The organism is Bradyrhizobium sp. HKCCYLRH3097 (assembly GCF_051167875.1).
Taxonomy (GTDB): Bacteria; Pseudomonadota; Alphaproteobacteria; order Rhizobiales; family Xanthobacteraceae; genus Bradyrhizobium.
In genome coordinates this window covers 358,251-378,219 of record NZ_JBNPTX010000005.1, presented here as the reverse complement: position 1 = coordinate 378,219, position 19,969 = coordinate 358,251, and the positions used below count along the sequence as shown (strand labels likewise).

General features: G+C 65.4%; 21 protein-coding genes and 2 tRNA genes. 13 read left to right on the top strand and 10 right to left on the bottom strand.

Going from position 1 to position 19,969, the window contains the following annotated elements:
• Positions 1–93: 93 nt before the first annotated feature.
• From ACQR0U_RS15645 to ACQR0U_RS15635, 3 genes are all read right to left on the bottom strand, one after another.
• The gene (locus tag ACQR0U_RS15645) at positions 94–873 is read right to left on the bottom strand and encodes an NAD kinase (protein WP_315714654.1); all 780 of its coding nucleotides are present in this window, start codon (positions 871–873) and stop codon (positions 94–96) included.
• Positions 874–1,034: 161 nt separating this feature from the next.
• Positions 1,035–3,182, bottom strand: coding sequence for a CHASE2 domain-containing protein (locus ACQR0U_RS15640; RefSeq protein ID WP_434843472.1), 2,148 nt, complete (start codon positions 3,180–3,182; stop codon positions 1,035–1,037).
• Between the two features lie 18 nt (positions 3,183–3,200).
• Entirely contained in the window at positions 3,201–3,884 is a 684-nt protein-coding gene (locus ACQR0U_RS15635) for a hypothetical protein (RefSeq protein WP_315714652.1), read from the bottom strand.
• Between the two features lie 233 nt (positions 3,885–4,117).
• On the opposite strand from ACQR0U_RS15635, the gene ACQR0U_RS15630 reads away from it, so the two are divergent.
• Positions 4,118–5,710 (top strand): S10 family peptidase, encoded by a 1,593-nt coding sequence (locus ACQR0U_RS15630; protein ID WP_434843471.1) that lies wholly within the window; start codon positions 4,118–4,120, stop codon positions 5,708–5,710.
• A 17-nt stretch (positions 5,711–5,727) separates the two neighbouring features.
• On the opposite strand, the gene ACQR0U_RS15625 is transcribed toward ACQR0U_RS15630, so the two are convergent.
• Both ACQR0U_RS15625 and ACQR0U_RS15620 read right to left on the bottom strand, forming a co-directional pair.
• Positions 5,728–7,116, bottom strand: coding sequence for a serine hydrolase domain-containing protein (locus ACQR0U_RS15625; RefSeq protein ID WP_316225266.1), 1,389 nt, complete (start codon positions 7,114–7,116; stop codon positions 5,728–5,730).
• A gap of 145 nt (positions 7,117–7,261) precedes the next feature.
• The gene (locus ACQR0U_RS15620; RefSeq protein ID WP_315714649.1) at positions 7,262–7,807 is read right to left on the bottom strand and encodes a tetratricopeptide repeat protein; all 546 of its coding nucleotides are present in this window, start codon (positions 7,805–7,807) and stop codon (positions 7,262–7,264) included.
• 290 nt (positions 7,808–8,097) lie between these two features.
• On the opposite strand from ACQR0U_RS15620, the gene ACQR0U_RS15615 reads away from it, so the two are divergent.
• From ACQR0U_RS15615 to ACQR0U_RS15600, 4 genes are all read left to right on the top strand, one after another.
• Complete coding sequence (locus tag ACQR0U_RS15615) at positions 8,098–8,439, top strand: hypothetical protein (RefSeq protein ID WP_434843470.1); 342 nt, start codon at positions 8,098–8,100, stop codon at positions 8,437–8,439.
• Between the two features lie 176 nt (positions 8,440–8,615).
• Positions 8,616–9,047 carry a hypothetical protein gene (locus ACQR0U_RS15610; protein WP_409998611.1) on the top strand — a complete coding sequence of 144 codons (432 nt, stop codon included), beginning with the start codon at positions 8,616–8,618 and terminating at the stop codon, positions 9,045–9,047.
• Positions 9,048–9,346: 299 nt separating this feature from the next.
• Entirely contained in the window at positions 9,347–10,060 is a 714-nt protein-coding gene (locus ACQR0U_RS15605) for an outer membrane protein (protein ID WP_434843469.1), read from the top strand.
• A 220-nt stretch (positions 10,061–10,280) separates the two neighbouring features.
• The gene (locus tag ACQR0U_RS15600) at positions 10,281–10,520 is read left to right on the top strand and encodes a DUF6719 family protein (RefSeq protein WP_315714646.1); all 240 of its coding nucleotides are present in this window, start codon (positions 10,281–10,283) and stop codon (positions 10,518–10,520) included.
• Between the two features lie 240 nt (positions 10,521–10,760).
• Here the strand turns inward: ACQR0U_RS15600 and ACQR0U_RS15595 are convergent, their stop codons facing one another.
• Entirely contained in the window at positions 10,761–11,006 is a 246-nt protein-coding gene (locus tag ACQR0U_RS15595; RefSeq protein WP_315714645.1) for a hypothetical protein, read from the bottom strand.
• 180 nt (positions 11,007–11,186) lie between these two features.
• Here ACQR0U_RS15595 and ACQR0U_RS15590 point away from each other — a divergent pair, with 180 nt between their 5' ends.
• Positions 11,187–11,294: a hypothetical protein gene (locus tag ACQR0U_RS15590; protein ID WP_041750859.1), complete on the top strand. Its 108-nt coding sequence runs from the start codon at positions 11,187–11,189 to the stop codon at positions 11,292–11,294.
• A 64-nt stretch (positions 11,295–11,358) separates the two neighbouring features.
• Here the strand turns inward: ACQR0U_RS15590 and ACQR0U_RS15585 are convergent, their stop codons facing one another.
• A complete protein-coding gene (locus ACQR0U_RS15585) occupies positions 11,359–11,871 on the bottom strand; it encodes a hypothetical protein (RefSeq protein WP_434843468.1) in 513 nt (170 codons plus the stop codon).
• Between the two features lie 242 nt (positions 11,872–12,113).
• On the opposite strand from ACQR0U_RS15585, the gene ACQR0U_RS15580 reads away from it, so the two are divergent.
• The 3 genes from ACQR0U_RS15580 (at position 12,114) to ACQR0U_RS15570 (ending at position 14,440) form a co-directional block, all read left to right on the top strand.
• A complete protein-coding gene (locus tag ACQR0U_RS15580; protein WP_316192311.1) occupies positions 12,114–12,779 on the top strand; it encodes a TetR/AcrR family transcriptional regulator in 666 nt (221 codons plus the stop codon).
• A 250-nt stretch (positions 12,780–13,029) separates the two neighbouring features.
• Positions 13,030–13,671: a DUF3313 domain-containing protein gene (locus tag ACQR0U_RS15575; protein WP_434843467.1), complete on the top strand. Its 642-nt coding sequence runs from the start codon at positions 13,030–13,032 to the stop codon at positions 13,669–13,671.
• A 172-nt stretch (positions 13,672–13,843) separates the two neighbouring features.
• Positions 13,844–14,440 carry a DUF2147 domain-containing protein gene (locus tag ACQR0U_RS15570; protein ID WP_316164500.1) on the top strand — a complete coding sequence of 199 codons (597 nt, stop codon included), beginning with the start codon at positions 13,844–13,846 and terminating at the stop codon, positions 14,438–14,440.
• Positions 14,441–14,493: 53 nt separating this feature from the next.
• Here ACQR0U_RS15570 and ACQR0U_RS15565 read toward each other — a convergent pair.
• Both ACQR0U_RS15565 and ACQR0U_RS15560 read right to left on the bottom strand, forming a co-directional pair.
• Positions 14,494–14,568: transfer RNA gene (locus ACQR0U_RS15565), tRNA-Thr, on the bottom strand.
• Between the two features lie 189 nt (positions 14,569–14,757).
• Complete coding sequence (locus ACQR0U_RS15560) at positions 14,758–15,258, bottom strand: hypothetical protein (RefSeq protein ID WP_315749493.1); 501 nt, start codon at positions 15,256–15,258, stop codon at positions 14,758–14,760.
• Between the two features lie 364 nt (positions 15,259–15,622).
• On the opposite strand from ACQR0U_RS15560, the gene ACQR0U_RS15555 reads away from it, so the two are divergent.
• Both ACQR0U_RS15555 and ACQR0U_RS15550 read left to right on the top strand, forming a co-directional pair.
• On the top strand, positions 15,623–16,084 hold the full coding sequence (locus ACQR0U_RS15555) for a hypothetical protein (RefSeq protein ID WP_316192744.1): 462 nt from the start codon (positions 15,623–15,625) through the stop codon (positions 16,082–16,084).
• A 57-nt stretch (positions 16,085–16,141) separates the two neighbouring features.
• Positions 16,142–16,606, top strand: a complete 465-nt coding sequence (locus ACQR0U_RS15550) for a hypothetical protein (protein ID WP_315714638.1) — start codon at positions 16,142–16,144, stop codon at positions 16,604–16,606.
• A gap of 57 nt (positions 16,607–16,663) precedes the next feature.
• On the opposite strand, the gene rlmB is transcribed toward ACQR0U_RS15550, so the two are convergent.
• A complete protein-coding gene (gene rlmB, locus ACQR0U_RS15545) occupies positions 16,664–17,494 on the bottom strand; it encodes a 23S rRNA (guanosine(2251)-2'-O)-methyltransferase RlmB (protein ID WP_316192743.1) in 831 nt (276 codons plus the stop codon).
• Between the two features lie 216 nt (positions 17,495–17,710).
• On the opposite strand from rlmB, the gene ACQR0U_RS15540 reads away from it, so the two are divergent.
• A tRNA-Tyr gene (locus ACQR0U_RS15540) sits at positions 17,711–17,796 on the top strand.
• A 611-nt stretch (positions 17,797–18,407) separates the two neighbouring features.
• On the top strand, positions 18,408–19,937 hold the full coding sequence (locus tag ACQR0U_RS15535) for a TolC family outer membrane protein (protein ID WP_315729346.1): 1,530 nt from the start codon (positions 18,408–18,410) through the stop codon (positions 19,935–19,937).
• Positions 19,938–19,969: the final 32 nt, after the last annotated feature.

Below are 19,969 nucleotides of genomic sequence, written 5' to 3'. Positions count from 1 at the left end.
CGGTATACCCGCATTAACCATACGGAGCCGCGGGTTAACAAAGCGTTGCGCAGGGCGGCCACGGAGCAAAAAGGCGCGGAAAACCGCCCGATGTCAGTAGCCGAACTGCTCGCTCAGGATCCGCTCTTCCAGGCTGTGGCCGGCGTCGAACAGCATCCGCATCGAGATCGTCTTGTCGGAGAGCACCTCGACCCGCTGGACGTTGCGGACCTCGTCATGGTCGGCCACCGCCGCGACCGGCCGCTTGTCGCCTTCGAGCACCTCGATGATCACATAGGCCGTGTTCGGCAGCAGGGCGCCGCGCCAGCGACGCGGCCGGAACGCGCTGATCGGCGTCAGCGCCAGCAGCGCGGCGTTGATCGGCAGGATCGGGCCCTGCACCGAGAGGTTATAGGCGGTGGAGCCTGCGGGCGTGGCGACGAGCACGCCGTCGGCGATCAGCTCCGGCATGCGCTCGCGCTCATCGATCAGGATGCGCAGCCGCGCCGTCTGTGCCGTCTGTCGGAACAGGTAGACCTCGTTGATGGCGTGGTGGATGTGAACGACGCCCGCGGCATCGGTCGCCCGCATCAGCAGCGGATGGATCACCGATTCCTGGGCCGCTTCGAGCCGTCCGTGCAGATCGATCGTGCTGAACTCGTTCATCAGGAAGCCGACCGTGCCGCGATGCATGCCGTAGATCGGCTTGCCCGAGCGCATGTGGTCGTGCAGCGTCTGCAGCATCAGGCCATCGCCGCCGAGCGCGACCACGACGTCCGCCAGGTCCGGATCGGAGTTGCCGTACAGCGCGGAGAGCTGCGTCAGGGCGGCCTGGGCTTCGGCACTCGGACTCGCGACGAAGGCGATCCGCTCATATCGCTTGGACGTGGTCATGCGTCGCAGGGCTCGCTGGTCAGTTGGCCGGTGACAGGCGCCGTGTCGTCTAGCCGACCTTGCCCGTGCTTGTCCATCGCGGCCGGTATCCTGGGGCAATGGGGCCGGGATGAGGCTGATATGGCCCGGACGTGCGCGCACGCACGGAAGTCATCGTGGCGTCATTTTTCCTGCAGGCTGCGCACGGGGTCCCAGGCCAGGGACCCGGTCGCCAAGCTTGCTTTCACGCGTTCGGCGAAGAAGTGGCTTGGCCGATCGCTCAGTGCGCTGTGCGCGAAGCAGTCGACCGCTTGCGGCAGCTCGCCGGCGCGCCAGTGCGCAAGGCCTGTGGCATAGCTGGTGAGGAGGGTCTGTTCCTCCGGCGTGAGCTCGGCTGCGCGGCCATGCAGCTCGTAGATCTTCAGTGACTGCTCGCGGCCCTTGACCCGGATGGTGTCGAGCTCGCGCCAGGCAAACTCGGTGCCGGCGAGCGCCACCGTGCTCTCCGAGGCGATGATCGTGGTGCCGTAGAATTTGTTGGCGCCCTCCAGCCGCGAGGCCACGTTCACGGCGTCGCTCATGACGGAGTAGTTGAAGCGGCGTTGCGAGCCGAAATTGCCGACCAGCGCGGCGCCGCTGTTGATGCCGATGCGCTGTGCCACCTTGATGCCCTGGAACGCCGTCGACGAATGGTTGAGCTCGGCGAGCTTCGCCTTGCAGTCGAGCGCCGCACGCGCCGCGCTGCGCGCATGGTCGGGATCGTCGAGCGGAGCGCCGAACACGGCGACCACGGAGTCGCCGATGTATTTGTCGACATAGCCGTCGTGGCTTTCGATGACGTCGGTCATGGCCGAGAGATATTCGTTGGTGAGCGCCATGAGCTGCTCCGGCGTCATCTGCTCGGCGAGGCGCGAGAAGCCCTCGATGTCGGAGAAGAACACGGTGACCTCGCGGGTCTCGCCGCCGAGCTGCGGCAGCCGGCGCGAGGCGAGCATGCGGTCGATCTCGTGCGGTGCGAGGTAATAGGCGAAGCTCTTCTGCAGCAGCCTGCGGTCCTTGTCGGTGACCATGAAACGATAGCCGGTGGTCGCAGCCAGCGCGAGCACACCGGCTGCGAGCGGCTCCGTCAAGGGCAGCCCGTAGGCATGGTCGAAGAGGATGGTGGCGAGCGCGGTGTAGAGCAGCGCGAGCCCTGCCAGGATTGCCGCTGCAGAGGCGGGGCGCAGCAATCGGGCGAGCAGCGCAGCCAGCAGGGCGATGGTTGCGGCGATGGCGAAGATCGCTGGGCGTCCGAGCTCGGTGACCGCGTCCTGCCGAACCAGATTGTTCACCGCCGTGGCGTGGATGTAGACGCCGGCAATGGTGCTGCGGGCGAACGTCTCGGAGATCCTGCGCTCGTCCAGAACGCAGCGCGGCCGCCGCGCGCCCTCGGCGCGGGTTGCGAAGCGCTTCGAGGTGAGCCGCCGATCCTCGATCCCGACGGTGCCGAGCAGGACGACCTTGCCGGCGAACTCGCGGCGAAAATAGTCCTTGTCGCCCTTGAGCGCGCAGGCGCGCAAGTCGGCAAACGAATAGGTCGGAATGTCCTGGGCGCCGCCGGCGAAATTCAGGGTCATGGTGCTCGGCACGCTGCCGGGCACCTCGTACGCACCGAGTGTGACGCCATCGGCGGCAATGACCGGCGCGGTGCCGGTTGCGCGCCCCGCCAATTCCAGCGCCATGCTCGGAACGGCCTTGCCGTCGACCGACAGCGTCAGCGGATGGCGGCGGACGACATCGTCGCTGTCGGTATAGGTGTTGAGCGGACGAAGGTTCTGCTGCTGACGCACCGCGATGCGCTGGCCGGGCGCGGGCAGGATCGGCGGCTCGGCAAAGATCTCGCCCAGCACCACCTTGCCGCCGGCGGCCGCGGCCGCGAGCGCACGCAGGAAGTCGCGATCGAAGCCGCGCGTCTTCTCGCCGAGAGTGCTGTCGCCGAGCGGAATCTCCGACTGCTCGATCGAAGTCTGGAACACGATGTCGAAACCGACCACCTTGGCGCCGCCGTCGAGGACGGCCGTCAGCACGCGCCCGATCTCGCCGGTCCAGGTCAACAGCGGCGCGCCCTTGAAGGGGGGCGCCTGATAGCTCTCCTCGTCGACCGCGATCACCACCGCCGGACTCGCTGCTGCATCGTGACGGTTGCCGAAGGTCTCGAAGCGCAGCCATGTCAGCGCATCCAGCGACAGGCCGCGGCCGCGCTCGAAGAGGGGCGACACGAACAGGCCCGCGCACGCCAGCGCGATGGCGATGACGGCAAGCGCGTCGCGCGTCCGGCGTCCGATCGCCACCGACGAGAGCCTTCGGTCTCAGTTGAACCGGATCAATCGCCCGACCGCAGGGCCGGGGCCCGCCTTGGCCTGTGCGTCGACCTTGAACACGATGCGCAAGTTGCTGAAGCTCGCGACATAGGTGCCGCCGGGCGTGAGCGGGTGACTGGTGCCGGCGAAATCGTAGAATCGTCCCTTGTATTGCCGGCCCGAGAGCTCGACCTGCTGGCGCTCGCCGGGCTGGTCGAGGCGTTCGACGGTCAGCGTGCCGCGCCCTTTGGCCTCGAAGATGGGTGACGCGCTGTAGATGATCGCCTGCGCCACCGGCGCGCTGTCCGGTCCAACGCTGCGCACGATCGTGGCCGCGACCTCGCTGGTCTCGCGCGAGGTGGCCTGTGCATGGCTGGCGTCGCAATTGACGATGTCGCTCTTGAGCGTCGCGCCGTCGACCGTGCTTTCGCCGGGGCCGACGGTGACACTGCCGGCGCCGTTGACCGTCTCGCGCCGGCACGATTTGAGGTAGCTCATCACCACGGCGCCATCCGGGCCGAGCTTGATCACCTGGCCGGGCGCGACATAGTCCATCAGCTCGGCGCCGGCCACATCACCCTGGACGTCCTCGACCAGCGCCGCCGGCGGACCGGCCCAGGCTGCCGGCGATCCGATCACGGCCGGTCCGGCGAGCCCGGAGAGGGCTGCGATGATGAGCGTCGGCAACTTCATGATGAACTCCGTGATCGCAATCGGCGGCGGCCTCTTGCCCCAAACCTGGGTGTCCCAGTGATGGGACGTCGGAGGCGATGGAGAGGTTCGAGCCCATAACACACCTGAGGGGAACAGGCACTGGTGCGGATGTGACTTGGATCACGGAAGAGTTGCTTGAGCTTGCTTCCAAGCCGCGGTTCATGCCCTTGCAGAGGTGGCGTGTTGCGCCAAGCGCCTAGGGGAGTGAGCTGATGGCAGGGATGAGATCATCCGTCGCGTGGCCGAGACTGATGGCTTTCGCCTTGACGGCACTGCTCGCCGGCCCGGCCCTGCACGCCGAGGATGCGCCACCGGCGGCGCACGACGCCGCAGCGCCGGGCTCGCATCGCACCGGCTCGGCCGGAAATCGCGCCGCGAGCCCGCCCGGCTCAGCATCGACCGCCGAGCAGCACAAGCTGCCGCCGGACTCTACCACGACACAGAAGCTCGAACTGCCCGGCCGCACGCTGTCGTTCACGGCGACTGCCGGTTCGATCCGCCTGTTCGACGACAAGAGCGAGCCGCAGGCCGACATCGCCTACACTTCGTATCAGCTCGATGGCGCCGACCGCGCCAGCCGCCCGGTGACCTTCTTCTTCAACGGCGGGCCGGGTGCCTCGTCCGCCTATCTGCAGCTCGGCAATGCCGGTCCGTGGCGGATCGGAATCGACGCGGCCAGCGTGACGCCGTCGTCGAAGCTGGAGCTGATGCCGAATGCAGACACCTGGCTCGACTTTACCGATCTGGTGTTCATTGATCCCGTCGGGACCGGCTACAGCCGTTTCGTCGCAACCGGCGACGAGGTGCGCAAACGGTTCTTCTCGGTCGACGGCGACGTGCGTTCGCTGTCGCTCGTGGTGCGTCGCTGGCTGGAGAAGCACGACCGTCTCGCATCGCCCAAATTCATCACGGCCGAGAGCTATGGCGGCATTCGCGGTCCGAAGATCGTCAACAACCTGCAGCATGACCAGGGCATCGGCATCAGCGGCCTGATCCTGCTGTCGCCGCTGATGGACTTTCGCGACTATTCCGGCTCGAGCCTGATGCAATATGTCGCGAGCCTGCCGAGCTATGCGGCCGTCGCGAAGCAGATGAAGGGGCCGGTGACCCGCGCCGATCTTGCCGATGTCGAGCGTTACGCCAGCGGCGACTTCCTGCTCGATCTCGTCAAGGGCGAGGCCGATACGGAAGCCACCAATCGGCTCGCCGACAGGGTCGCGACCCTGACCGGCATCGACCAGGTGGTCAGCCGCAGGCTGGCCGGCCGCTTCGACGTCTCGGAGTTTCGCCGTGAGTTCGACCGCAAGAACGGCCGCATCACCGGGCGCTATGACGGCTCGGTGCTGGGCATCGATCCCTATCCGGATTCGAGCCGCTCGCGCAGCTCCGATCCATCCGGGGACGTGCTCACCGCGCCGTTGACCAGCGCCGCGGTCGAGCTGACGACACGCAAGCTGAACTGGCACCCCGACGGCTCCTATGAGCTGTTGAGCGGGGCGGTGAACCGGTCATGGGATTTCGGAAAGGGCACCAACCCGCCGGAGTCCACCGGCGAACTCCGGCAGATTCTCGCGCTCGATCCCAAGCTCAAACTCCTGGTCGGCCACGGCCTGTTCGATCTCGCCACGCCATATTACGGCTCGAAGATCCTGCTCGACCAATTGCCGGCCTTCGCGCGGCCGCCGCGGGTCAAGCTCGTGGTCTATCCGGGCGGCCACATGTTCTATTCCCGCGACGATGCGCGCAAAGCCTTCCGCGGCGAGGCCGAGGCGTTGATGAAGGAGGGCAGGGAGGAGGCCCGATGAGTGCAGCGACACCCGGGCTATGAGTCTTTCTTGCGCCGGCCCTTGGGATATTTCCGCTCCATCTCGGCCTTCACCACGCGCTCCGGCCGCACCCGTGCGCCGGCGAGCCAGATCTCGCTGACGCCGGACTTGGTGCGCACGCGCCGCACCGCCTCACCATGGCTGGCATAGCCGGCCGCGTGCACGATGCGCCCGGTGTCGCGTCCGGTCACCTCGATGCGGGCGGCATCGAGGAACGGGTTGATGAATACCGGATTGGCGACCATGACCTTGTCACCAAACGGGACGAGATCGACGGCGCCCCACAGCGTCCACCAGCGGCCGGTCCAGTCGCGCGTCTTGCGCGACGGCGCGCCGTGGGTGGCGAAGGCCTGCAGGATGAACTTGACGCCATTGGCCCAGCCGGGTGCCCAGCCGTCGACGGCATTGGTCAGCACGGTGATCGTGATGTCGCGGGCGGGAATGACCGACGTCCGCGAGATGTAGCCCTGGAAGCCGCCGCCATGGCCGAACCAGTCGAAGCCGGCCGTTGTCCCGCTCATGAGCGCCAGGCCGTAATAGGCCTCTTCGACGTCCTGGGGCACGCGCCATTGCCGGCGCACCATCTCGCGCCGGCTCGCGACCGACAGCAGGCTCTTCTTCGCGTTCGGGGCAAGCTGGGCGAAGAAGCGGGCGGTGTCGGCCGCGGTCGCGACGATGCCCGCTGCCGGCATGATCGCGTTGGTCGGATTGTCGCCGGGAATCACGACGCGGCGGCCCACGGGGACGACGCGTGAATGGCCGCGCGCGAACGGGACACTCTTGCCGAGCAGCGTCATGTCGGGCGCGCTTTCTCGCAAGGCCAGGGGCGTCATGACCTCGCGCTGCAGCCAGGCCGGGTAGGGCTCGCCGGTGATCGCCTCGATGACCAGGCCGAGCAGGCCGTAGCCATGGTTGGAATATTTGAACCGGCTGTTGGGATCGATCGCCGGCGGCTGCTTCAGCTCGGCCAGCAGTTCGTCCTTGTCGAGATATGACCGGCCATCCGTGAACTGGCCGGAATCCTTGCCGTCACGGATCAGGCCTGCCGTGTGCGACAGCAGCTGGTTCAGTGTGGCCGCGGCGACATCCGGATGCAGATCCTCGACGTACTGTCCGACGGTGTCGTCGAGCTTCAACCGCTTCTGCTCGCGCAGGCGCATGATGGCGGCGGCGGTGAACGCCTTGGTGTGCGAAGCGATACGGAAGCGGTGCCGCGGCGTCAGCTTCTCGCCGCTGTCGAGATTGGCGTGCCCGAAGGCCGCCTCCAGCACGATCTCACCGCGATGGGCGATCGCAATAATGCAGCCGGGTTGCTCGGAGACCGCGACCTGAAAGGCCAGCCAATCCCTGATGTAATCGAGTGCTGCGCCAAGCCAGGACTCCACGAGGCAATCTCCCATTCAAAAATCTGATGAAAATCGTCTGCACGAGGTTTCATCCATAGCGGATCAACGACAGCGGACAAACGAAAATGGCGCAACCCTTTCGGGTTGCGCCACTGTCGAGATCGGAGCTGGTCCGATCGCGTCGTCAGTAGACGAGGCCGGTGCCCGGCTGCTTCTCGAGCGCGTCGGCCAGCGAGCGATATTCGGGGCTGTTGGTGCCGGCGAGCTGCGCGACCTTGTCGAGGTGGTACTTGGCCTGCTCGCGGTTGCCCTGTTCGAGCTGCCACAGGCCGTAGTACTGCCAGGTGCGCACGTGGTTCGGATCATCCGCCAGGGCCTGCTCGTAGTACTGCTTGGAGGCCTGGTAGTTGCCGAGCTTGCGGTAGGAGTAGCCGATCAGATTGGCAACGTCGGCGACGTCCTCGCGGTTCAGCGCCTTGAGCTGCTGGATCGCGGTGGCGTAGTCGCCGCGATCATAGATCGAGGTATAGGCCGTGCGATAGGCCGCCAGGAACTTCGGATCTTCGATGCTCGAGCTCTTGTCCTTCTTCTTCTTGCCCGAATCCGACGCCGGCGGCGACGACGGGGTATCGCTGCCCGCGGCATAGGCCTTCGACAGAAGCAGCGGCCCGGAGGCCACGGCCATCGAGAACAGAGCCAGCGTGGCAATCCTGAGCGCAGACTTTTTCATTCGTATCTCCCGAGTTGTCGATCCAACAGGTGACTGCGTACGGGGAAGAACTCCCGCAGCTGCGAAATATTCCCGGCCATTTGCGCGGATTTTGCGCCGCGATCGGTGCATTATACGGACGACATGATGACAGACCAGTCACCTCGATGACTATCCCTTCATGTCCATGAACCGAAAACAGCGCTTTACTTCAGGGTGGGTTCAGTGCCGGTTCCCTATCGTCGTCTCCATGATCACGAGCCCATCCAGACTGGATGGTGCCTCCAGATCTTCACATCACGGAGACGACCATGCTGAAGTCAATGTCTGTTGCGCTGCTCGCCGCGTCGATCCTGACTGCGCCCGCGTTCGCTGCTGGTGCTGCAAAAACCGATACGTCCGCGAAGTTCAGCCAGACCACTGGCACCGCGAAGACCGATGTGAGCAAGACCGATGCGGCCAAGACCAACGCCACCAAGCCGGGCGCGACGCAGGCCGGCGACAAGGCGAACGAGATGAAGCCCACCGTCGGCAAGACGAAGACCAAGCCGCATGCCTCGCTTGTCCGCCACAAGCATCGCCACGTGGCGCATCTCAGCCATCACAACAAGGTGAGCTTCAAGCGCGTGACGCCGGCGACCCGCCGCGGCTGATCTAGCCAAGGCCACGCAGAGCCGATCTGGTCGTTGACCGCCGGGGCGCGCCAGAGCGCTCCGGCGGCAGCGGCTTGACGAAGGCGTGAGCCGGGACGGATTTCCCGGCCTCTGGCTTTGAGCTAGAACGGCCCCGGGATTGGCTTTCAAGAGTTGGGCGCCTGGGGATGGGGAGAATGAGCTGGTGGCCGGCAACCGCGCTGGCGCTGCTGTTGGCGGGGTGCGCCAGCGGAGGTCCTGCCGCGTTCATGAGCGAGGACAATCGCGGCATCTCCTACACCGGCGATCGTGGTGTCGGCAGCCAGCCGTTTCCAGCCAACCACCGCAGCGAGATCCTGTCCTATCTCAGGACCTACCTGAACAATCCGGTCGGGGTGCGCGACGGCGTCATGGCGGAGCCGGTGCAACGGACGGTCGGTGGCCGGCTGCGCTATGTGAGCTGCCTCCGCTATGCGGCGCGCGAGTCCGACGGCAGCTACCGTCCGGCGCAGGAGCGCGCGGCGGTGTTCGTCGACGGCCGGTTCGACCGTCTGGTCGAGGATGCCGGCGAGCTCTGTGCCGGGTCGACTTACGCGCCATTCCCGGAGCTGGCCGGCCTCACGCGCTAGGCCGCGGCGTTTTCAGGTCCCGGCGTTTTCGAAGGATGGCCACGTCGTCGCAGCGCCTTGCCAAGCCGCTTGCCCGATCACAAATCAGGGATGGACCGAACGCTTTGTCGCCTCGCGGCGACCAAATATCGGGCGAGGCGTCAGCTTCACGAAATATTCGGGAAGCCTATGGAACAAAAGGCCTTTGTTGCCCTCTGGTGACACCGCAGCAGCAATCACAGCTGCGTCACCGCCACCGGGCAACCCAAATGCGGCCATGATGTTCGATAGATGTCGCAAACGAATAACGGGGACGTCCCATGAAGCGGTTTTTATTCAGTGCAGTGGCTTTGACCACATTGGCTGCCCCGGCTTTCGCCGCCGATATGCCTCCGCGCACCTACACCAAGGCACCGGTCTACACGCCGCCTCAGGCGATCTACAACTGGACCGGCTTCTATCTCGGTGGTCACCTCGGCGGCGCCTTCGCGGGCAATAACAGCCTGGAAGGCAACAACGGCCGCTTCCTGGGCGGCGTGCAGGGCGGCTTCGACTACCAGTTCGCCCCGAACTGGGTGCTCGGCATCGAAGCCCAGTACAGCTGGATGGATCGCAATACGACCAATTTCGGCTTCCCGGGGGCTGCGGTCGTGACCTCGACCGGCGCCAACCAGCTCGGCTCGGTCGCCGGCCGCCTCGGCTACACCTGGGGACCGGCATTGCTCTATGCCAAGGGCGGTTATGCCTGGCGGGACGGCAACAATCTCGGGGTGAGCGTCGCCGGCGTGCCGACGGGCTTCACCACGTCCGGCAATACCAAGGACGGCTACACCGTCGGCGCCGGCCTCGAATACATGTTCGCGCCGAACTGGTCGGCCAAGGCTGAATACCAGTACTACAATTTCGGCAATACGACCTTCACGGGTGGGCCGGCTCCGGTTGTGGGCAGCCGCTTCAACAGCGACGAGCATACGGTGAAGGTCGGCGTGAACTACCGCTTCGGCTGGGGCGGACCAGCCGCCAGCAAGTACTAAGCGAGATCGCCGAGCCCGTGACCGGCGGCGTTCGGCTGGAAGCGGATCACGCCTCAATTCCAACACGCCCGCGCCGTCTGGTGCGGGCGTGTTGCTGTCCGGTGGTTGGCTGGCGATGGTTTCGGGATCGCTCACGCAGTGCGAAAAAATTTTCAAACCTTCGTGAAACTTTCGCCATCAGTTGATATTATCGGTGCGCCGGTTTGATGGATCATCCCACATGCGTATCTTGGTGTCCGTGCTGTTGTTGTCGGCGGCTGTTTTGCCGTGCTCCGCCCAGACCGTTCTGAAGACCGAACCGTTGATGCTGGCCCCCTACGAGGTGGCGCTGGTGCAAACCGCGTCCTGCCCGTCGGGCAAGGTGCTGAAGGTGACCGGTGCGATCCGCGGTGTCAGCCGCAAGCGTGCCTGTGTCGCCCTTCCGGCCGAAACGGCATCGCTGGCGACGGCGACGCCCTGAGAACGGGCTTCATGGCGACCTTCCAGCGGGCAGCTCCGGCTGCCCGCTGATCGCGGGTCTGTCTGTCGAAAAATCCTTGATGAAGGCAAGTCGTCCGCGGGACCGGACTGGCATGAAGACGTGAATGTCTTCTGCCGGCGGCTTCCGTCCAGGCCCGCCGAGGCTCGGGGACAGCAGCGCACAGAGGCTATAAGTATCACCCGAGAAGTATCACCCGCGGCGCGCTTCCGCCGCAGCCGCTCAGGATGCGAACGGGATGTTGAACTCCTGCTCGGCTTCGGCACGGTTCTGCCAGGGATCTTCCTCGGGCTCGGCGGCGCAGGGCCGGATCTCGTAATCATTGTCGAGCTGCAGATGCGCGGTCGATCGCGCATTGATCATCACGTCCACCACCAGCCCGCTCTGCCGCGCCAGCCGCCAGACATCCCCCTCGGTCGGATAGGCCTTGCTCAACTTGGCGTCGTTGCAAAACAGCGCGTAGGGCATTCCAAACAGCTCCAGAGAAGCGAAGGATGAACCGAGAATGAACGGCACGTGCAGCGAGACACTGGCGCGCCTGGGGCAGGAAAGGGGCCTTTTCGGGCGGCCGAGTCGTAAACGAGTCCTAAATTTTTGAAAAAAGAATCCGTGGGACTCCGGGGCTAGAATCGCCAGATGGTTAAGCCCATGGGAACCGATCTCCACATCTTCTGCGGGCGGATCCAGCTGACGCTCGCCTTTGGGCTGCTGCTCGCCTTCGTCGCCAATGTGGCGCTGCTGTGCGCCTGGCTGTGAGCCGGCGCGGCGATTGCGGATATGTTTGTGTACCCTCGGCCATAGATCCCCGGCGCGGTCGCCTTTAGTCCTCAGGGAGGGCGCTCCGTCCGGCCGATGCTTTCAGGCGCGCGAGTGTCGCGCTGAAATATTCCTGACGCTCCCGATTGAAGCGCTCCTGATGGGCCCGGAAGCGCGCGACGCGGGCGCGAATCTCCGCCTGCATGTCGCGCTGCAGATCGAGCTGCGAGGCGATGCTGGTGAAGCGCTCCGCAGGGACCGGGCTCGGGGCGGCGAACGAAGCCTCGGACGCAATGGCGTCGGGCGCTCTCGGCCTTGCAGGCTCCCCCACGGCATTGGGGATTGCGACTTGCACGTTGCCGCCGCGACGTGCCTCGGCTTCAACGGTGTTGCCGATCACGTGCTCGACAGCGGCGTGCGTCGGGCGACCGGCCACGGCCTGCTGCGGTGTGATGGGGGTGCCGGCCGGAACGGTAGGCAGCTCGAACTGGGCGAAGTCGGCCGGCTTGCCGGTCACAGACTGCACGAAGGCCATGGTCTGCGCGATCAGCGCATCACGCTCTTCCTTCCACGTCATGACGCTTGTCCCCCGATGCCTCAATTGCAACAAAAGCGGCTGACGAAATCAAGTTGAAGACCAGTGACTTCTGGGGATAAGCAGGAGTTCTAGGTGAGATGTGACAACAATGTTGCCACAGTCTGAACTCGTTTCGTCCCCCACCCGCAAAAGGCGATACCGGCAATCCAATCCCGCACAGATGGTTCCTAAGCGGCGGTTTTTCCGGAGCTCTTCTTGACAGAGGAGCGCGGCTCGCCCCTATGGCCGAGCCGCCCCGGTCTTCGGGGCATCATCTGCTCGCAACCTTCGTGCACCGTCCGGGCACTTCGCAGACTTCGATGGACAACCCCTCACGCTCCGAGCGGTCGCGCAAGGCCGCGCTCACCGCCGCCCTCACCATCATCGCCCGCGATGGTCCGGGGCGGCTGACGCTCGACGCCATCGCCCGCGAGAGCGGGCTGAGCAAGGGCGGCCTGATGCACCAGTTTCCCAACAAGGAAGCGGTGCTCAAGGCTCTGCTGGAACAGCAATTCCTGCACTTCGACGAATTCGCCAGCAGGTACAGGGCTGGAGCCGGCAAAGCGGCTGATCAGCCCGAGCTCGCGACGCAGATCGCGATCTCGCGGGAGCTGATCGCCCAGCAATATTCGGTGGCGCAGGCCATGCTCGGGGCGCTCGCCCAAGAGCCGGGATTGCTGGCCGATGCCCGTGCCAAGGATGCCGAGAGAGTAGCCGAGATCCGCGGCGAGGCCGATGACGCTGATCTCGCGGTCCTGCGATGGGCGGCGGCACGTGGGCTTGCCTTGATGACGATGCTGCGCGTCTCGCCGCTGGAGCAGCCGGACCTGGACCGTCTGTTTGCCCGCCTGCTCGACGACCAACAATGGACTGCATTCCGGCAGGCCGGGACGACCGGGGAGCGATGACACGCTCGAGCTCGGCGCCATCTCCATCATTGGACGGTTCGATCTGAGCGAAGTCGGGCTGGCTTGCCGTCCGACTTCCGTCCGCCGATGCCTCCTGGAGGTCCCCTGCCGACCGCCTCGACGTGTGGAACAATTCTTTTCATTCGATTCTCTATTTACAAGCCGTCTGGTCGGTTTATTGAGGTGGCCATGTGGACGCGCTGGCAACGGCGCCGCAATCGTGGAGGAGGGGATGAGGAGTCGATTTCCGATGTCTGGCTTCGCGGCGATCGCCGCGAGCCTCTGTGCCGGATGCAACACGGTGGCGCCGGTGGCCTATTCCGGGGTGGCGTCGGCGCGCTATCTGGCGCCCAACACATCCGATCCATCGGGCCGGGTGCCTTACCGCTACGGGGCTGCCACCGACTGGCGCAGCTACGACAAGGTGACGCTCGATCCGGTCGTGATCTATCGCGGCGCGGATCATCAGTTCGGCGACATGTCCGACCGGGACAAGGCTGCGCTCGCCGCCTACATGCAGCGGCGTTTCCTGGAAAGTCTCTCGGCGCGCTTCCAGATCGTCCATCAGCGTGGGCCGAATACGCTGCGCGTGCGGCTCACCCTGACCGGCGCCGTCGCCAACACGCCGGTGCTCGGCACCGCCTCGCGCTTTGATCTCGCGGGAGCCCTCTACAACGGCGTGCAGAGTGCACGCGACGGTGAGGGACTGCTGACCGGCTCGGTATTCTACGCGGCCGAGATCTTCGATGCCGCGAGCGGGCGACTGCTGAGCGCCTTCGTCAGCAAGCAATATCCCTCGCCCTACGACATCAAGGCCAGCGTTGGTGCGCTCGCGGCCGCCGAGGCCGGAATCGACAAGGGCGCCGAGGCCCTGGTCGCGCAGCTCCAGTGAGCGGGCCGTGCGAACGATCGCGTCGCGCGGGCAGATGGCCCCGCATCGGGGCGCCTTCGTGTGCGCGCTTTGGCATCGAGGGCACGGCCAGATCTCGGGCAGTCAGCGGTGACGTCAACCCGGCCGTACGAGCGCGTGGCTCGAGGCCATGGAGACAGTGAGGTCCCTGGACATGACATTGAGATTCGTTCTGCGCGTCGGCTTACGCATCGTCGTCGGCCTGCTGCTGTCGATGGCGGAGGGCCGCGGTCACGCCGCTCCCGTCGGCGATCCGTTCGGCACATGGTTGACCGAGGACGGCCGCGCCCGCGTCCGCGTCGAGCGCTGTGGCGCGATGGCCGACCGCGTCTGCGGCTACATCGTGTGGATGAAGGCGACGGCGGATGCCAAGGGGCAGCCGTTCCGCGACCGGCTGAATCCCGATCCGGCCAGGCGCGGCCGTCTGCTGCTGGGCCACCAGATGCTGCTCGGCCTGAAGCTGAACGCCGAAGGCCGCCACAGCGGCGAGGTCTACAACGCCGAGGACGGCAAGACCTATGCCGTCTCGATCTGGCGCGAGGGCACGAAGATGCTGGCGGTCAAGGGCTGTCTGCTCGGGCTGTTCTGCGCGACGCAAGGCTGGGTGCTGGTCACGGATCAGGTGCCCGGCCAACTCATCGGAGCGACCGGCGAGGGCGGCGGGCCGCTGCCGGATCCAGAGTGGACTGCGCCCAGGCTGCCGTCGGCGACCGGCATCGCCAGACCCGCGGTCAGGACGAGGGCGAATTGACGCCTAAAGCCGGTGACAGCCATTGCCGCAGCAAATCCCAACTTCACGGAAGCTGGTGCCGGCTGAGGGGATTGAACCCCCGACCTTCGGTTTACAAAACCGCTGCTCTACCGCTGAGCTAAGCCGGCGAATGCTGGTGGCGGAGATCTCGTCGTCAGTTTGCGACGAGGTCTCGCGAAGCGCGGTGTTCCTACCAGAGTTGATGCAGTCCGGCTACTCCCCGCGTGAGCGCCGCTTCTGCCATCAGCCCAGCAAAAAGGGCGGCCGTTGGGCCGCCCCTGTCGGAGCCGATCGTCGAAGCCGCTCCGGCTCGATCTTTACTGGCAGATGTGCATCAGCCCGTCGCTGCCCTTGAACATGGTGCCGGGGCGGCAGACCAGGCCGTTGCGGGTCGCGTAACTGTTCCAGTCGCCATAATAGCCGTTCGGGCCGCGATCATAGCTCGGTTGGCCGTAAGAGGGGCCGGGACTGTACGCATAGGCATCCGCGGTGCGGAACGGCGCGGTCGCGATGGCGCCGGCGGTTCCGATGGCTGCGCCTGCGATGCCGGCAGCGGTGCCGACCGCTCCAGCGGCGACGTCAGCCGGCCAGAAGCCGCTGTTGCGGCGATCGCTGTTGCGGCGATCCCAGCCGTTGTTGTTCCATCCGGTATCGGTGCGCTGCTGCATCATGGCCCCGTCCTGGCGGGCCATGTGCCGGTGCTGCATCATTCCTTCCTGCTGGTGGTTCATATGCCGGTGGTGCACGTCGCGCGCCATGGCCGGACCGGCGAGCGCCGTTGCGAGTACCGCAGCCCCGAGAATAGCAAATCGTGTCATGGAATACTCCATCGTTGCGCCCCACCTGCTAAGCGCAAGCCGGCCCCGTCGTTCCCGCCGCGACGGGAATGTTTTGGAACGGCATGAGGCCCGGTGCCTTCGGAGGCCGGAGCCGCGGTTGCGGTCCGGCTTGCTCCGACCCGAAGGCTGTTAGTCTCGCGGACAGGGCAGGCGGGGTTGATGCTGGCAATATTGTCGCTCATCGGCTGATGATCAGCCATTAACCCTCGCACTCGAACCCCACCCGGGCTTTAACCCGGAATGGTGGCTCCCGCGTTAGTCTTACCAGCAGATTGATGTGCGCGTTTAACCCATCGGGGCGCGCGTTGCGGTATTGGTAGGATGGCAACCGGGGCGTGAATTCATGCGTACTACAACGGCTCTTGTGATTCTGATTGGAGCGTCTTCCGCCGCGCTCGCCAGCGAAGGCTTCGAGATCGTCATTCCGCAGCGGCCCGGCGTGCCCGTCGTCATCAACGGCATCGATGCGTCCTACGCCGTCGTCGAAGGCCAGTACGGTCTTGGCAGGGGCAACTACATGCAGCCGACGATCTATGGCGGCCGGCCGGTCGAGCCCGAGCCATATGTTGGCCATTACTATCCAACCCTCGGGGCAAGGCCCGGCTATGGCCGGATGGAGATCGAGCCGCCGGCCGATCGCAAGCTGCCGAAGCCGGCCGAGAGCTATTCCCGCTCGTGGGGCGCCCAATCCCAGATGCAGCCGCCGGAGCCGGCGGTGCCGATGTATCCGCCTGCCGTCATCCTGGCTCCGCCCGATGGTGATCCTCACGGCTATCCCAATCGGCCGCCGGCCTACCGCCGCTAGCCAGCAACTCACCATCGACAGCCAGACCAAGCAAGAACAGATCAACAGGAGAGAGTTATGCGTGGAGTAGTTTCAGGACTTGTCGCCATTGCCGGCCTCGCCGTCGCCGGCAGCGCGCCGGCCGCGGCCTGCGGCGCCACCGCCTGCGGCCCGTGCGGCTACGCCGCGCCGTGCGCGCCGCAGGTCACCTATCAGCCGACCGTCACCTATCAGCCGACCGTGACGTACCAGCCCACGGTGACGTATCGGCCGCAATATTTCTATCAGCCCGGCTACACCTACACCTACGGCCATGGCTGCGGCGCCTGCGGCGCGAGCTATGAGCGGCTGCCCGAGCCGACCCGGCAGTATTACTATGTCAACCAGGGCCCGACCTACAGCGGTCCTGGCGCCTTCGCGCCGTATCCTGCCTATGAGGAGCAGGCGCTTCCGGTCTACAGCTATCATCACCGCCGCCACGCCTATCGCTGGGGCGCTTCGCCTTATTATCACGGGCAGCGCGTGCTGCGCCGCTATTACTGATCAGACGGACGTTCGTTCGCGCCAACGCCCGTGCGCCTCATGCGCGCGGGCGTTTCGTCATTTTGACATCAAGCCGAGCCGGCTCGCGCCGATATAGAGCGCGAGCACGGCGGCATTGGAGACGTTGAGGCTCTTGATCGCGCCGGGCATGTCGAGCCGCGCCACGACGCTGCAGGTCTCGCGCGTCAATTGCCGCAGGCCCTTGCCCTCGGCGCCCAGCACCAGTGCGAGCGGCTCGCGCAAGGCGACCGCCGCGATGTCCTCCTCGCCCGCGCTGTCCAGCCCCACCGTCTGAAAGCCGCGCTCGTTCAGCCGCGTCAGCGCGCGTGCGAGGTTCTGCACCGTGACGATCGGCACCAGCTCCAGGGCGCCCGATGCGGACTTGGCCAGTACACCGGTGGCCTCCGGACTGTGGCGGGCGGTGGTCACGATTGCCTTTACGCCGAACGCCGCTGCCGAGCGCAAGATTGCGCCGACATTGTGCGGGTCGGTGATCTGGTCGAGCACCAGGATCAGTCCCTCGGCCGCGAGCGTGTCGATGTCCGGCGAGGGCAGGGGCTCGGCCTCCGCCAACAGGCCCTGGTGCACGGCGTCCGGACCGAGCCGCTGGTCGATCTGGCTGGGGCGCACGATCTCGGGCGTCACCCGCGTCTCGATCCGCTCGTCGGCAAGCCGCCTGGCGGCGTTCTCGGTCAGGTAAAGCTTGCGAATCCGCCGCTTCGGATTGGCGAGCGCCAGGGTCACGGTGTGCCAGCCATAGAGAATGACGGGGGCATCCGAGTCCTGGTCGCGCTCCCGCCACGGCTGGGGGCGCTCGAATCCGCGCGGTTTGCCGGAGAATTTACCGCCCGGACGGCGAAAAGGGGGCTTTCGGTCGCGTTCGCTCATGGCCCGAGCTTCTGTCACGGCCTGCGGATTCTGGCAATTTGGCACCGCTGAGACGGGAAAATTCGTCGTCCCTTGGTTGACTTCGAGGGCCGGGTTCGATCATAAGGGCCCCGGCCGCGCGCGCCCGCTCCTTCGGGCCCCGCGGTCTTACCGTCTCCATGGCGCTGATGGTCCCGACGCTGCTGTTCCGCGGCCGGCCCGAATTGCCATCGATACGGGGGAGTGTCCCGAGTGGCAAAGGGAGCTGACTGTAAATCAGCCGCCTCATGGCTTCGCAGGTTCGAGTCCTGCCTCCCCCACCATTCACTGCCTCTCAGCTCCACGAGATTTTTCGAGGACAATGGACCCCATTGGCCATTGCTTCCCTGCAGACTATGCGTCGAAATATATGGGGCGCATCTGGGTCTGCCTGCCGGTCGCGATCTTGGATCCTTCGTTGTTCGCGATCCCTGGGCGGCGATCGCTCACGGCTGTCGTGACGACGCGCCAGAACCCAGGCTTCCGACATCTGCGGGGCCGACGTGGCAATGGCGGGCGACTGATCGCCTGTTGCCGTTCCGCCGTCTCGGGTGAGGGCCCCGGCTACGACATCTCAGTTAATGCCGCGGGAGCGGTCCATATTGAAGACAAACACGAAAAACTCGACATTCTCTGACGCGAGATTTTTCTTTATGAAATAAATAGCTGACTTTAAATCACCGCCTCAGCTTCACGTCATCCCCACGACGTTGATTTCGCTTCAGATTCTGAAATCTTTGCCCTGAGGAATATGGCGGAGCGTAGCTATTCTGCCACAACCGGGCGGCTTTTCGCCGCAAATGTGGCGAGTCACATTGCGAGCCGATCTCGGGTTTGTTATCGGTTCCCTATGTTGAAGATCGTATATACACCCATTTTCATATGTGTTGTGGGAATGAGCTTTAGCCCGGCATTGGGCGCTGAGCCGTTCACCATCCAAGACGCCATCAACCAGGCGGTGAAGACCAATCCCGGTGTCGGAGAGGCCGCCGCCAATCGGCGGGCCACCGAAGCCGAGCTTCGCCAGTCCCAGGGGACGCTGCTGCCGCAGGTCCGGCTCGATGCGAGCGCCGGACCGGAGATGCTCAAGCAGTATGTCTCGCCGGCGCCGAGCAACAATGGCCGCTACCTGCGCGGCCGCGAGGCCGGCGTGGTGGTCCGTCAATTGCTGTTCGATGGCTTTTCCTCGATCAATGAAGTGTGGCGACAGGCCGCGCGGGTCGATGCCGCCGCGTACCGCGTGCTGGAGCGAACCGAACTGATTGGTCTCGATGCCGCCGAAGCCTATGTCGACGTGGTGCGCTACTCCAGGCTGGTCGCTCTGGCCGAGAAGAACCTCAAGGTTCATCTCGAACTGCGCAAGAACGTGCTGGCCCGTTTCCAGGGCGGCCGGGCCGGCGAGGGCGACACGCAGCAGGCCGAGGAACGGGTTGCGGCAGCGCAGGCCGTGCTCGAAGAATTCCGTCTCAGCCTCGAAGTGGCGCGCGCGAAGTACCGCAAGGTCGTCGGCGTCGAGCCTTATAATCTGCGTTTCCCCGGCCGGCTGTCCGACATGCCGCGGGACAAGGCGGAATCGCTCGACATCGCCTACAAGTTCAATCCGACCCTGCGCGCTGCCGCGGCGGATGTGACGGCCGCCAAGCGGGGATTCGATGCCACCACCGGCACCTTCCTGCCGACGCTTTCGCTCGAAGGCCGCGCGACGACCGGCAAGGAATCGATCACCTACAACAATCGTTATGACGAGGTCAGCGGCAAGGTCGTTGCATCCTGGGATATCTTCAACGGCGGCCAGAACAGCTGGCGCCGCGAAGAAGCCGCGCAGCGGATGATCCAGGAGCAGCAGAAGCATGCTCGCCTGCAGCGCGATGCGCTGGAGTCGATCGATAAGGCCTGGGCGGCCCGGATCATCACCGCCGATCGCGTCTCAGCTCTTGTCCGCGATGTCGAAGCCGCCCGCCGCACGTTCGTCGCCTACAACAAGGAGTATGAGCTCGGCCAGCGCACGCTGATCGATCTCTTGAACTCCCAGAACCAGTACTTCAACGCCAACGTGTCGCTGGTGTCGGCGCGCGGTGTGGTGGTGTTTGCCGACTATCAGCTGCTCGCCGCGATGGGCCAGATGCTGAACTACCTGAAGACCGGGCATCCGCCGGAGACCGAGCCGGTGGACACGCCGAGTGGCTTCATCGGCTACAGCCTGGCGCCCATTCGGCTGAGTGCGCCGGCGCCCGGACCGCAGCCGCTGAGCTCCGCCGGTCCGGTGCCGATGTTCGGCCTGCATGACGGTACGCCGAAGCATCCCGCGCCGATTACCTTTGGCGATCGGTGGGCCTCGAGCGATCCCGAGGATACGACGCTGTTCGTCGCGTCCGGAAAATACGGCGGATACGCTCAGAGCCCCAACGGGCACGCGCCGAAATAGGTGAGACTAACAAGAGCCGGTGCATGTCGCGC